The organism is Streptomyces pseudovenezuelae (assembly GCF_029892565.1).
In the GTDB taxonomy this organism is placed as follows: domain Bacteria; phylum Actinomycetota; class Actinomycetes; order Streptomycetales; family Streptomycetaceae; genus Streptomyces; species Streptomyces pseudovenezuelae_A.
Genome location: NZ_JARXVH010000007.1, coordinates 118,234 through 130,918, shown reverse-complemented (window position 1 = coordinate 130,918; position 12,685 = coordinate 118,234). Strand labels below are relative to the sequence as shown.

Below are 12,685 nucleotides of genomic sequence, written 5' to 3'. Positions count from 1 at the left end.
CCACCCGCCCCGCCTCCCCGAGCCCGCCCCGCCGCCGTGAACTCCTCGGCTTCGCGACCGTGGGCCTCCTCGCCTACGCCGTCGACCTCGCCCTCTTCACCTGGCTCCGTGGCCCCGCCGGCCTCGACCCGATCACCGCCAAGGCGCTCTCCTTCGTGGCCGGCTGCTCGGTCGCCTACGCGGGCAACGCGCTCGGCACCTACCGGGGCACGGGACCGGGCGGGCTGCGCCCCTACGCCGTCTTCGTCGCCGTCAACATCGCCGGTGCCCTCGTCCAACTGCTGTGCCTGGCCGTCAGCCACTACGGCCTCGGCCTCACCTCGCAGCGCGCGGACACCGTCTCCGGTGCTGTAATCGGCATGGCCCTTGCGACGATCCTGCGGTTCTGGGGTACTCGCACATTGGTCTTCCGCAGTGAGGGCAGAGTCGGATCATGGACTGGCTGAAGAAGCTCCCCGTCGTCGGGCCGCTGATGACGCGCCTGACCGCCACGCACGCGTGGCGGTCCTACGAGCGCCTGGACCGGGTGAAGTGGTCGCGGCTGGCCGCCGCGATGACGTTCATCAGCTTTATCGCGCTGTTCCCGCTGCTCACCGTCGCCGCCGCGGTCGCCGCCGCCACGCTCAGCACCGAGCAGCAGAACACCCTGCAGGAGAAGATCGCCGACCAGGTGCCCGGCATCTCCGACCAGCTCGACATCCACGGCCTGGTGGAGAACGCCGGCACGATCGGCCTCATCGCCGGCGCCGCGCTGCTGTTCACCGGTATCGGCTGGGTCGGGTCGATGCGCGACTGTCTGCGCGGGGTGTGGGAGCTGCCGGACCGGGAGGGGAACCCGATCCTGGCCAAGGCCAAGGACGCGGTCATCCTGATCGGCTTCGGCGGCGCCGTCCTCGTCACGATCGCCGCCTCGGCCGTCGCCTCCGCCCTGGTGGGCTGGATCGGCGAGCAACTCGGCCTCCAGGAGGGCGGCATCGGCCGGGCCCTGCTGCGGATCGCCGCGTTCGCCGTCGCCGTACTCGCCGACTTCCTGCTGCTCCTGTACGTCCTCACCCTGCTGCCAGGCGTCGAGCCGAAGCGGCGTCGGCTGCTGGTGGCCGCGCTGACCGGCGCCGTCGGCTTCGAACTGCTGAAGCTGCTGCTGAGCGGCTATATGCAGGGCGTGGCCGCGAAGAGCATGTACGGCGCCTTCGGGGTGCCCGTCGCGCTGCTGCTGTGGATCAACTTCACCTCGAAACTGGTCCTGTTCTGCGCCGCCTGGACGGCGACGCAGAGCGAGGAGGACGAGATCCGCGAGGAGGAGGCCGAGGAACGCGACGGGGAGGTCCGCAAGGTCAGGGACGAGGACGACGACGTACCAGATCAGGCAGCGGCCAGCGGCGGTTGACCAGGAACGCGGCGGCTGCGAGCAGCACCAGCGCGCCGCCCGTGATCGCGAGCGCGATCCCCACGCCGCCGGAGTCCTCCTCGGCCGCGGCCTTCTTCGTCGCCGACTTCGGCGATGCGTCGCCGGCCCCGCCCGCCTGGCCGGAGGAGGCCGTGGCGCCCGGCTGGGCGCTCGCCTGCGCGCCCTTCGGCGCCACCAGCTCGCCCACCGGCTGGGCCTTGCCGGCCGCCTTGAAGCCCCAGTCGAAGAGCTTGGAGGTCTCCTTGTAGACCTCGTTGTGCTCGTTCTTCGAGGGGTTCATGACGGTGACGAGCAGCACCTTGCCGTTGCGCTCGGCGACTCCCGTGAAGGTCGCGCCCGCATTCGTCGTATTACCGTTCTTGACGCCCGCGATGCCCTGGTACACGGGGATGTCGGAGTCGCCGCTCAGCAGTCGGTTGGTGTTCTGGATCTCGAAGGACTCGCGGACCGACTTGCCCTTCTTGTTCTTCTTCGTCTCGCCCGGGAACTGCGTTCGCACCGTCGAGCAGTACTCCCGGAAGTCCTTCTTCTGCAGCCCGGAGCGGGCGAACAGGGTCAGGTCGTACGCGGAGGAGACCTGTCCCGGCGCGTCGTAGCCGTCGGGGCTGACCACGTTCGTGTCGAGGGCCTGGAGCTCCTCGGCGTGCTCGTTCATCTGCTTGACGGTGTTGTCGACGCCGTCGTTCATCGCCGACAGCACGTGCACGGCGTCGTTGCCCGAGCGCAGGAAGACGCCGAGCCACAGGTCGCGGACCGTGTAGGTCTGGCCCTCCTTTATCCCGACCAGGCTGGAGCCGGCGCCGATGCCGGCCAGGTCGGCGGGGACGACCTTGTGCTTCTCGGTCTTCGGGAACCTCGGCAGCACCGTGTCCGCGAACAGCATCTTCATCGTGCTCGCCGGGGGCAGCCGCCAGTGCGCGTTGTGCGAGGCGAGCACGGCGCCGGACTCGGCGTCGGCGACGATCCAGGAGCGCGCGGTGAGGTCTTTGGGCAGCACGGGCGCGCCGCTGCCCAGATCGACCTGCGTGCCCGCCTGTCCGAGGCGGTTGCCGCCCACGGTCGACATCCTGGCCGGGGGAGTGGCCGAAGGACTCGTCGAAGGGCTCGGGCTCGTCGAGGGGCTCGGGGCCGCGAGGGCGGCCGGCGCGGTCAGCGCGAGCGACGACAGGGCGGCGGAGGTGACCAGCAGGGTTCGCCTGAGGGTCTTCTTGGGAGCGGGCACGGACGAGAACGTACATGCCGAGGGACGGGAAGTCCCACCTCGCACCCCACCCCGGGAAAGGGACCGGACGGACGGCGGCGATACTGAACGCATGAAGCTCAGCCGCCCGGTCTCCTGGTTCCTGCTCGCCTTCGGGGTGTGGAGCTGGGTCATCTGGGTCACTTTCGTCAAAAACCTTGTCAAGGACAGCAGTGGGCTCGCGTTCGAGGACGGGAACCCGACGGCGTACTTCTGGGTGCACCTGACGCTCGCCGTCGTCTCCTTCGTATTGGGGACGGTTGTCGGGGGCATCGGGTTGCGCGGACTGCGCGCACTGCGCCGCATTTCATAACCGGCGGAAGCCAACAGGGGCCGACGCGTACCGGCAACACAGACAGCGGGGTTCACGGCACGGTGGTCATCGTCTTCGCGCTGCTCGCGCTCACGGTCCTGGTGGCGGGCAACTGGTATCTGTGGCGCCGTCTGTTCCGCGACACGACCCGGGGCCCGGGTGTCATGCGCCGCGTGGGCGCGGTCGTCGTCGCGGGCGGCTGGCTGCTGGCGATCGGCGCGCTGGTCGCCGAGCGGTCCGGCGCGCCCTTCTGGCTCCAGCAGACCCTCGCCTGGCCGGGCTTCCTGTGGCTGGCGCTCTCGATCTACCTGCTGCTCGCGGTGATCGCGGGAGAGGTCGTACGACCGCTGCTGCGACGGCTGCTGGAGCGCCGGGCCCGCACGACGGCGGACGTACGGGAGCCGGAGCCGGTCCCGGCGGGAGCGCCATCGGCCCCTGCCGAGAAGCCGACGCCCGAGGAGGCACCCTCCGCGTCCTCCGCGTCCTCGGCATCCCCCGCGTCCTCCGGGACAGCCGACCAGCCCGACGGACCCCCGGCGGGCCCCGACCCCTCCCGCCGCCTCTTCGTCTCCCGCGTCGTGGCCGGTGCCGCCGCCGCGGCGGCCGTCGGGACCGTCGGATACGGGACCTACGGCGTCCTGCGCGGCCCGCGGGTGAAGCGGGTCACCGTGCCGCTGGCCAAGCTGCCGCGCGCGGCGCACGGTTACCGCATCGCGGTGGTCAGCGACATCCACCTGGGGCCGACGCTGGGCCGGGGCTTCGCGCAGCGGGTCGTGGACACGATCAACGGGACCCAGCCGGACATCGTCGCGGTCGTCGGCGACCTGGTCGACGGCAGCGTGAAGAACCTGGGACCGGCCGCCGCGCCGCTGTCGCAGCTGAAGGCGCCCTCCTATTTCGTCACCGGCAACCACGAGTACTTCTCCGGCGCCGAGGAGTGGGTCGAGGAGGTGCGCCGGCTCGGCCTGCTCCCCCTGGAGAACGCGCGCACCGAGCTGCCGTGGTTCGACCTGGCCGGCGTCAACGACATCGCGGGCGAGAGCGAGGGCCAGGGCCCCGACTTCACCAAGGCGCTCGGCGACCGCGACACCACGCGCGCGTGCGTGCTGCTCGCGCACCAGCCGGTGCAGATCCACGACGCCGTCGACCACGGCGTCGACCTCCAGCTCTCCGGCCACACCCACGGCGGCCAGCTCTGGCCCGGCAACTTCGTGGCGGCGGCCGCGAACCCGACCGTCGCGGGCCTGGAGCGCTACGGCGACACGCAGTTGTACGTCTCCCGGGGAGCCGGCGCCTGGGGGCCGCCCACGCGCGTGGGCGCGCCCTCGGACATCACGGTGATCGAGCTGGCCTCGATGCGCACCTGAGCGTCAACTCCCTTGCCTGGAGCCCGCTTTCACCGGGTTTCACATCCTGTGGATGAGCTGTGAAACTCGGCCGAAACGATCCTGCGGTAAGTGTTCTCTCATCTCGACAGATTTCTCTTCCCCTGGCTGAAACACGTGTGATTAGGTGAGCCGCGCCGCTCGGGGGAGCGGCCTGGGGAGTGATGGTGGGGTGGGTCCCGACGGGGCCCGGAGAGGGCAAACCGATGCGCTCGGTTCGCACGCGGATTCTCGCGACGGTACTGGTACTCGCGGCCGCGGGAGTGGGCGGCTGGCAGTTGCTGCCGTCGCAGGAGAACTCCGGCAAGACGATCACGGTCGGCACGACGGACGCCGTCACGGCGCTCGACCCGGCCGGCGCCTACGACGCGGGTTCGTGGGCGTTGTTCAGCAACGTCTTCCAGTCACTGCTGACCTTCGAGCCGGGCGGTGCCTCGCCCGTGCCCGACGCGGCCAAGAGCTGTGTCTTCGTCGGCAGCGGACTGACCACGTACCGCTGCGTGCTGCAGGAGGGCCTGACCTTCCCGAGCGGTCGCGCGATGACCGCCGAGGACGTCAAGTACTCCTTCGACCGGGTCAAGGCGATCAACTCCGACGTCGGCCCGTCCTCGCTGCTGAGCACGCTCAAGTCGGTGGACGCCGGCGGACTGACGGTCACCTTCCACCTCTCCTCGCCGGACGCCACCTTCCCGTTCAAGGTCGCCACCGGGGCCGGCTCGATCGTCGACCGCACCAAGTACCCGAAGAAGGCCCTGCGCACCGACCCCGGCGTCGACGGCACCGGGCCGTACGAACTCACGTCGTACGCGAAGAACAAGAAGGCCGTCCTCGCCCCGAACTCGCACTACAAGGGCGACGTCCACGGCACCGGACGCCCCGTCGACCTGCTCTACTACGGCAGCGCGGCGGCCCTGGAGAAGGCCTGGAAGGCGAAGCGGATCGACGTCGCCTCCCGGCAGTTGCCGCCCAAGACGCTGTCCCAGCTCTCGGCGAGCGACCCCAACCAGCGCGTCAACGAGTCCGACACCTCCGAGACCCGCAACCTCTACCTGAACACGCGCCAGAGCTCGCCGCTGCACGACGTCCAGGTCCGCAAGGCCATGGCCTGGCTGATCAACCGCGAGGAACTGGCCGCGACGGTCTACCAGGGCACGGTCGACCCGCTCTACTCGCTGATTCCCACGGGTATCACCGGTCACACGACGTCGTTCTTCGACGCCTACCCCAAGCAGGACGAGCAGAAGGCGAAGCAACTGCTCACCGACGCCGGCGTGACGACCCCCGTCAAATTCACCTACGGCTACGCCGAGGGCCGCGGTGCCGCCCAGCCGGAGGCCGAGGACCTCAAGAAGCAGCTGGAGGCCGGCGGCCTGTTCAAGGTCACGCTCAAGGGCTACGAGTGGACCGACTTCCAGAAGCAGTGGGCGGCCGGGAAGCTGGATGCCTACGCCGTCGGCTGGGTCGCCGACTATCCCGACCCGGACACCTTCGGCGGGCCGCTCGTCGGCACCGACAGCACCATGAACACCGGCTACAGCGACAAGTCCGTCGACCAGCTGATCCGGGCCAGCCAGCAGTACCCCGACCGGGGTGACGCCGCGTCCGACTTCAAGACGCTGCAGGAGGACGTCGCGCGCGATGTGCCGGTCATCCCGCTGTGGCAGGGCAAGGAGTACGTCCTCAGCAACGAGGAGGTCGGCGGCGGCCAGTACCTCTCGGACGCCACCGGAGTGTTCCGGCTGTGGAGCCTGACCTGGATCTGACGGGGGTCGGAAGGGGGTCGGACGGCAACGACCTTCACCCGAGTGACGCGCGACGCCCACCCGACGCAGGAGGATGTGACGGAGGCGTGCGTGGGGTGAGGAGGACATGTGCTGAGACGCGACTCCTTCCGGCTGCCCCGCCACCCGGCCTCCGTCGGCCTCGCCCGGCGCCGGGTACGGGACCATCTGGCCGACTGGGGGCACGGGCCGGACGACCCGTCCCTGCACGACGCCGTCCTGCTGGTGTCCGAGCTGGCGACCAACGTCGTACGCCACGGCCCGCTCCTTGAGCGCGAGTTCGAGGTGGCCGTGACCGCGCTCTCCGACGGCTCCTGCCTGATAGAGGTCTCGGACGAGGACCAGACCGAGCCCCGCCTGCGCCTGGTGACGGAGTGGGAGGAGACCGGCCGCGGCCTGCGCCTGGTGGAGCACATCGCGGCGGCCTGGGGAGTGTGGAGCAGAGGCCGCCACGGCAAGACGGTGTGGGCACTCGTGCTGACCGAGGCGTGAACTCGTGAGGCCTACGCCTCCAGGGCCGTCCGGGCCGGCAGCGTGACCGTCACCGTCAGGCCCTCGCCCGGTGCCGTGCGGACCGCCACCTCGCCGCCGTGTGCCAGGACGACGCCCTGCACGATCGCGAGGCCGAGACCGCTGCCCGCGCCCCCGCCGGCCCGGAAGAAACGGTCGAAGACGCGCGCCGCGTCCTCCTCGCACAGCCCCGGCCCCTTGTCCTCGACACACAGCCGTACGACCCCGTCCTCCCGCTCGAGGCCGAGCCGCACCGGCACGTCCTCGGGCGTGTGCGTGCGGACGTTGCCCATCAGGTTGCCGAGTACCTTTCTCAGGCCCGACTCGTCGGCCCGCACCAGCAGCGCGCCGTCGGCGCCGACGGATATCGGCCGCTCCGGCTGCTGCACCCGCAGGTCCTCGGCCGCGTCCCGCACCAGCCGGCTCAGGTCGACGTTGCGCAGGAGCAGCTGCGGCTCCTGGTCCAGGCGGGCCAGCGTGAGCAGTTCGTCCACCAGGCGGCCCATGCGGTCCGTCTCCGCCAGCACCCGGTCCCAGGCCCGCCGGCGCTCCGCCGGGTCGCTGAGCATGCCCTTGTCGTACAGCTGGAGGTAGCCGCGGATCGCGGACAGCGGGGTGCGCAGCTCGTGCGAGGCGTCGCCGACGAAGCGGCGCAGCTGGGCCGCGCTGCGCTCGCGCGTGCGGTACGCCGACTCGACCTGGTGGAGCATCGAGTTGAGGGCGAGGCGCAACTGCTCGACCTCCTGCGTCGGATGGTGGCTGGAGGGCACGCGCCGGGTCAGGTCGCCCTCGGCGATCGCCGACGACGTCTCCACCATGTCCTCCAGCGGCCGCATCCGACGGCTGACGCTCATCATGGTCAGACAGGCGAGCAGGACCAACAGCAGGCCGCCGACGGCGAAGTCGAGCCGCAGGGCCTTGCTCATACCCATGTGCAGGGCCTCGGTCGAGGCGGCCATCAGGATGTACGTGCCGTCGGACAGGCGGACGGCGGTGACCCGGTACGAGGCACCGTTCACCGTCACGTCGTGCGGGCCGGTGTCCTGGGCGAGCGCCGGGGCGTCGCCGGCCGCGCGGGCCAGGCCGATCTGCGCCTCGGTCAGCGGCACGTCGAGGATGCCGACGGCCCTGCCCCGGTCGTCGACGGCCGTGTAGATCGAGTCCGGTGCCGACCGGTCCTTGTCCGTGGCCTCCGGGACGAGCTTGTCCTTGACGAAGCTCAGGGCGCCCAGCGAGTCGACCTTCCGTATCGTGAGCTCCGAACTGCCCAGCGAGTCGCGCATCTTGATCAGCTCGGTGTCGACCTGGTCGAGCAGGTAGTACCGCATCCCCATGAGGCTGACGGCGGTGGTCGCCACGATGCCGAGGGCCAGCAGCGCCACGTTGGCCAGCGTCAGCTTGGCGCGCAGCGAGTGGAGGCCCCGATTGCAGAACGAGTGGCGCAGCGGATGGCGGAACGGATGGAAGACCTTCATGCAAGCCCGTATCCGACACCACGCCGCGTGGTGATCACCGGCGCTCCGAGGGTGTCCAGCTTGCGCCGCAGATAGCTGATGTAGGTCTCGACGACGGTCGACTCGGGCGGGGTGTGCTCGTACTGCCAGACGTGGCGCAGCAGTTGCTCCTTCGACACGATCCGGCCGCCGTTGCGCACCAGGAAGCGCAGCAGGGCGTACTCGGTGGGGGTCAGCTCGACCGTGCGGCCCGCGCGGTGGACGCTGTACGTCGTCTCGTCCAGCTCCAGGTCGCCGTAGGTCAGCGGCGGCCGCTGGGGCAGCACGTCGGCCCGGCGGGTGCGCCGCAGGACGGCGGTGATCCGGGCGACGACCTCGTCGATGTTGAACGGCTTGGTGATGTAGTCGTCGCCGAAGCCGAGGGCGCCGACGATCTCGGCGGGCGCGTCCCGCGCGGTGAGGAAGACCACCGCCAGCTCCGGCCGCTTCGCGCGCAGTTCACGCCCCAGCGCCCGGCCGTCGCCGTCCGGGAGCATGACGTCGAGCAGTGCCGCGTCGGGGCGGGTGCGCTCGACGAGCGCGAGCGCCTCGCGGACGGTGCCCGCGATCATCACCTCGAACCGGTGGTAGCGCAGGGCGATGGCGAGGACGTCCGCGATGCTCGGCTCGTCCTCCACCACCAGCACGGTGCCTGGAGCCGTCGTCATGTCACCAGTATCGGCCGGGCCACTGACAACGGGACCGGATCGGTCTTTGGAGTTCCTTGAGAGTCATGGGCGCGCCGTGTGCACGCACGCGTGGCGGCGCCAATCCTGTTGTCCAGGACCTGGGGGACCAACCGACCGATCGACTAAGGAGTGTTGACAGTGGCGGCATTGGCACGGTGGTGCTATCGGCACCGGCTGGTGGTCCTGTTGCTGTGGGTGGGGGCACTGTTCGGCCTGGGCTTCTCGGCCTCGACGGCGGGCACGAACTACGCGAACGTCTTCTCCCTCCCCGACACGGACTCAAAGAGCGCGTACGACCTGATGGAGAAGGCCTTCCCGAACACCTCCGGGGACACCGACACGGTGGTGTGGAAGGTCGACCAGGGCTCGGCCAAGGACCCGGCGGTCGAGTCCCGTATCCAGCCCGCCCTCGACAAGATCGCTAAGATGCCGGGCGTCGGCGCGGTCACCAGCCCCTTCGCCGGCGCGCAGGGCGCGGCCCAGGTCAGCGGCGACGGAAAGATCGCGTACGCCCAGCTGACCTTCGCCAAGCCCGCCAACGAGGTGCCCAAGGAACTCGTCCAGGACGTCATGGACACCGCGCAGGGCGCCGAACGCGGCGGCCTTGAGGTCGAGTTGGGCGGCCAGGCCATCCAGCGCGTCCAGGAGCCGCCGCAGGGCCTGTCGGAGATGGTCGGCATCGTCGCCGCGGCTGCCGTGCTGTTCCTGGCCTTCGGGTCGTTCTTCGCGATGCTGCTGCCGATCGCGATCGCCATCTTCGGCGTCGGCATGGGCCTGTTCTCCACTCAACTCCTCAGCCACACCACCGACATCCCCGACATCGCCCCGCTGCTCGCCTCCCTGATCGGCCTCGGCGTCGGCATCGACTACGCGCTGTTCATCGTGACGCGGCACCGGCGCGGCATCCAGAAGGGCATGGACCCGGAGGAGGCCGCGGTCACCGCGCTCAACACCTCCGGCCGGGCGGTGCTGTTCGCGGGCGGCACGGTCTGCATCGCGCTCGCCGGCATGCTCGTGACGCGGCTGCGTTTCCTGGACGGCGTGGTCGTCGGCACCTCCCTGACGGTGGTGCTGAGCGTGCTGGCCGCGACGACCCTCCTGCCGGCCCTGCTCGGCCTGCTCGGACCGCGCGTGCTCAGCCGCCGCCAGCGGCGCCGGCTCGCGGCCGAGGGCCCCGAGACCGAGTCGTCGAGCAACCTCTCGGCGCGCTGGTCGATGAACGTGCAGAAGCGCCCCCGCCGGATCGCCGTGCTCGCCCTTGCCGTCATGGCCGTACTCGCCCTGCCCGTGCTGTCGCTGCGACTTGGCGCCACCGACCAGGGCAACGACGACTCCGCGTCGACCACCAGGAAGGCGTACGACCTGCTCGCCGAGGGCTTCGGGCCCGGCTTCAACGGGCCGCTCCAGGTGGTCACGGACGGCGGCGACACCACCGCCCTGGTCAAGGGCATCCAGGGCGCCGACGGGGTCGCCAAGGTGGTCGCGCTGCCGCCCGCGCAGGGTGTGACGGTGATCCAGGTCGTGCCGACCACGTCACCGCAGTCCAAGGAGACGGACGACCTGATCGACACCCTGCGGAACGACGTGATCCCGCAGGCCGACGTCACCGCGCACGTGGGCGGTGTGACGGCGGTGTCGAAGGACTTCGCGACGGTGACCGGCGAGCGGCTCCCGCTGTTCATCGCGACCATCATCGGCCTGGGCTTCCTGCTCCTGCTGGTCGCCTTCCGGTCCTTGGTGGTCCCGTTGACGGCCGCCCTGATGAACCTGATCGCCGCGGCTGCCTCCTTCGGCGTTCTGGTGGCGATCTTCCAGTGGGGCTGGGGCCTGGAACTGCTCGGCCTCGGTAAGGAGGGCCCCATCAACGCCTTCCTGCCGGTCATCATGCTGTCGCTGCTGTTCGGCCTCTCCATGGACTACCAGGTGTTCCTGGTCAGCCGCATGCACGAGGAGTGGGTGCACACCAGGGACAACGCGCGCGCGGTGCGCGTGGGCCTCGCCGAGACCGGCCGGGTCATCAACTCCGCCGCCCTGATCATGGTCTGCGTCTTCATGGCGTTCGTGCTCAGCGGCGACTCGGGCGCGGCGATGGCGGGCGTGGGACTAGCCGCCGCGGTGGCGCTGGACGCCTTCATCCTGCGTACGGCGCTGGTGCCGGCCGCGATGCACCTGCTCGGCAACTCCAACTGGTGGCTGCCGGAGTGGCTGGAGAAGCGGCTGCCGCATCTCGCGGTCGAGCCCAAGGAGGAGGCCGAGGCGGGCGAGCGGGCCGACGCGCCCGCACCGGCGGCCGACGGTCCCGCCTCCGCGGTCCACGGCTTCGTCCGCAGCCCGGACGGTGACGCGGTGGAGGGCGCGGCGGTCACGGTCCTGTCCAAGGGCGGACGCCAGCTGGACCGCGTGACGACCCTGGCCGACGGCTCGTACATCGTGTCGGTGCCCGGCCCCGGCGCCTATCTGCTGGCCGTCACGTCCGCACTGCACGGCTCGCGGGCCGGCCATGTGATGGTGGCGGACGGGCCATTGGTCTACGACGTCGAGCTGGCGGAGGACGAGGTGGACGCCGTCAACTGAGCGGTCAGGGGCGCCCGTCGTCGTCAGGCCCGTCGTCGGGCTCGTCGGCGGGCGCCCCCCGCTTCTTCTTCGCCGGGTCGGACAGCTTCCTCGCCGGGTCGGGCAGCGCGTGGGTCATCCCCGGCAGGAAGTCCGTGAACAGCTCGTGCACCTCCAGGACGAGCGGCCGCAGCACCCGGAAGCGGGCGAGTGAGACCCCGCGCGCGGTGAGCTTGGCTCCGCGCTCGGCGAGCCGGTAACTCCGCTCACGCCCTTCGGTCCGGTCGAACACCCAATACAGCACGAGCCCCATCTGGGAGAGCCACATCAACTCAGGGAGCACGTCCCGCAGTTCGGGTGCCACCTTGGTCTTCGCGCCGGCCAGCACCTCTTTGTGGACGCTGATGGCCTCCACGCGCGCGTGCTCGCTCTCCGGGGAGAACGGGCTGAGCGGGCTGTCCGGGTCTGCCGCGTTCTTGAAGAACTGCACCGCGAACTCGTGGTACGGCGCCGCGATGTCCAGCCACACCTTCAGCACGCCCGCGAGCCGCGCCTCCAGGTCCGTCTCCCGGTCCAGGACCTCGCGGACCGCCACCTGGTGCTCGGCGGCGATCCGGTCGTAGAAGCCCTGGATCAGGTGCTCCTTGCCGGCGAAGTAGTAGTACGCGTTGCCGACGGAGACGCCCGCCTCCTTGGCGATCGCCCGCATCGTCGTCTTGTCGTAGCCGTGCTCCTGGAAGAGCCGCATGGCCGTCTCCAGGATCAGCGCGCGGGTCTGTTCGGACTTGCTGGGCACGCTGTCGCTGTGCGGGGCGCTGTCGTTCGTCGCGGACACGGACAGGAGCCTACGGGGTGCCCGACCGGGCCCCGGCCACCGCCCGCGGCCCCCGGCTCACCGACTGCGGCCCAGCTCCGGGCGCTTGGTGTAGTCCGTGAACCCGATGACGTTGCCCCACGGATCGGCGGCCTCGACGGTCCAGCCGGTGGCGACGGAGAAGGGTTCGTCGAGCAGCGGGACCCCCGCCGAGCGCAGGGAGCGGGCGGCCGTCCGGGCGTCCGCCACCTCGATCCACAGACGGGACGCGGGCCACGACGGCGGCCGGTGGCCCAGCGCCTCCTCCTGCCGCAGCAGGATCCCGGGCGTCTCGGCGCCGACCTTCAGCAGGGCGATCCCGGCCTCGTCGAAGCGGAACGCCACGGTGAACCCGGCGCTCTCGTAGAAGCGCACGGCCTCGGCGAGGTCACCGACGGGCAGCAGCGCGTTGTCGAATCCGAGCAGCTCGTACGACTGGTCATCTGACATGGCATCAGGT

12 protein-coding genes are annotated in these 12,685 nt (G+C 70.6%); 7 read left to right on the top strand and 5 right to left on the bottom strand.

The features are described from left to right. Positions 1 to 59 precede the first annotated feature (59 nt). Both M2283_RS23485 and M2283_RS23480 read left to right on the top strand, forming a co-directional pair. Positions 60 to 446 (top strand): GtrA family protein, encoded by a 387-nt coding sequence (locus M2283_RS23485; RefSeq protein WP_280878721.1) that lies wholly within the window; start codon positions 60 to 62, stop codon positions 444 to 446. Further along, positions 434 to 1,387, top strand: coding sequence for a YihY/virulence factor BrkB family protein (locus tag M2283_RS23480; RefSeq protein WP_280878320.1), 954 nt, complete (start codon positions 434 to 436; stop codon positions 1,385 to 1,387). Before M2283_RS23485 ends, M2283_RS23480 begins: the two co-directional genes overlap by 13 nt. Here M2283_RS23480 and M2283_RS23475 read toward each other — a convergent pair. After that, positions 1,335 to 2,630, bottom strand: coding sequence for a D-alanyl-D-alanine carboxypeptidase family protein (locus M2283_RS23475; RefSeq protein ID WP_348538918.1), 1,296 nt, complete (start codon positions 2,628 to 2,630; stop codon positions 1,335 to 1,337). The two genes, M2283_RS23480 and M2283_RS23475, sit on opposite strands and share 53 nt — an antisense overlap. 91 nt (positions 2,631 to 2,721) lie before the next feature. Here M2283_RS23475 and M2283_RS23470 point away from each other — a divergent pair, with 91 nt between their 5' ends. The 4 genes from M2283_RS23470 (at position 2,722) to M2283_RS23455 (ending at position 6,619) form a co-directional block, all read left to right on the top strand. Further along, the gene (locus M2283_RS23470; protein WP_280878318.1) at positions 2,722 to 2,961 is read left to right on the top strand and encodes an SCO4848 family membrane protein; all 240 of its coding nucleotides are present in this window, start codon (positions 2,722 to 2,724) and stop codon (positions 2,959 to 2,961) included. Positions 2,962 to 3,023: 62 nt separating this feature from the next. Further along, on the top strand, positions 3,024 to 4,328 hold the full coding sequence (locus M2283_RS23465; RefSeq protein WP_280878317.1) for a metallophosphoesterase: 1,305 nt from the start codon (positions 3,024 to 3,026) through the stop codon (positions 4,326 to 4,328). Between the two features lie 224 nt (positions 4,329 to 4,552). Then, complete coding sequence (locus tag M2283_RS23460) at positions 4,553 to 6,109, top strand: ABC transporter substrate-binding protein (RefSeq protein WP_280878316.1); 1,557 nt, start codon at positions 4,553 to 4,555, stop codon at positions 6,107 to 6,109. Positions 6,110 to 6,217: 108 nt separating this feature from the next. Next, the gene (locus M2283_RS23455) at positions 6,218 to 6,619 is read left to right on the top strand and encodes an ATP-binding protein (protein ID WP_280878315.1); all 402 of its coding nucleotides are present in this window, start codon (positions 6,218 to 6,220) and stop codon (positions 6,617 to 6,619) included. A gap of 11 nt (positions 6,620 to 6,630) precedes the next feature. On the opposite strand, the gene M2283_RS23450 is transcribed toward M2283_RS23455, so the two are convergent. Both M2283_RS23450 and M2283_RS23445 read right to left on the bottom strand, forming a co-directional pair. Beyond that, positions 6,631 to 8,112 carry a sensor histidine kinase gene (locus M2283_RS23450; protein ID WP_280878314.1) on the bottom strand — a complete coding sequence of 494 codons (1,482 nt, stop codon included), beginning with the start codon at positions 8,110 to 8,112 and terminating at the stop codon, positions 6,631 to 6,633. Then, on the bottom strand, positions 8,109 to 8,798 hold the full coding sequence (locus tag M2283_RS23445; protein ID WP_280878313.1) for a response regulator transcription factor: 690 nt from the start codon (positions 8,796 to 8,798) through the stop codon (positions 8,109 to 8,111). Before M2283_RS23445 ends, M2283_RS23450 begins: the two co-directional genes overlap by 4 nt. Positions 8,799 to 8,966: 168 nt before the next feature. Here M2283_RS23445 and M2283_RS23440 point away from each other — a divergent pair, with 168 nt between their 5' ends. Beyond that, the gene (locus tag M2283_RS23440; RefSeq protein ID WP_280878720.1) at positions 8,967 to 11,393 is read left to right on the top strand and encodes an MMPL family transporter; all 2,427 of its coding nucleotides are present in this window, start codon (positions 8,967 to 8,969) and stop codon (positions 11,391 to 11,393) included. Between the two features lie 4 nt (positions 11,394 to 11,397). Here M2283_RS23440 and M2283_RS23435 read toward each other — a convergent pair whose 3' ends face one another. Continuing rightward, positions 11,398 to 12,207 carry a TetR/AcrR family transcriptional regulator gene (locus M2283_RS23435; protein ID WP_280878312.1) on the bottom strand — a complete coding sequence of 270 codons (810 nt, stop codon included), beginning with the start codon at positions 12,205 to 12,207 and terminating at the stop codon, positions 11,398 to 11,400. A gap of 57 nt (positions 12,208 to 12,264) precedes the next feature. After that, complete coding sequence (locus tag M2283_RS23430) at positions 12,265 to 12,675, bottom strand: VOC family protein (RefSeq protein ID WP_280878311.1); 411 nt, start codon at positions 12,673 to 12,675, stop codon at positions 12,265 to 12,267. Positions 12,676 to 12,685 lie beyond the last annotated feature (10 nt).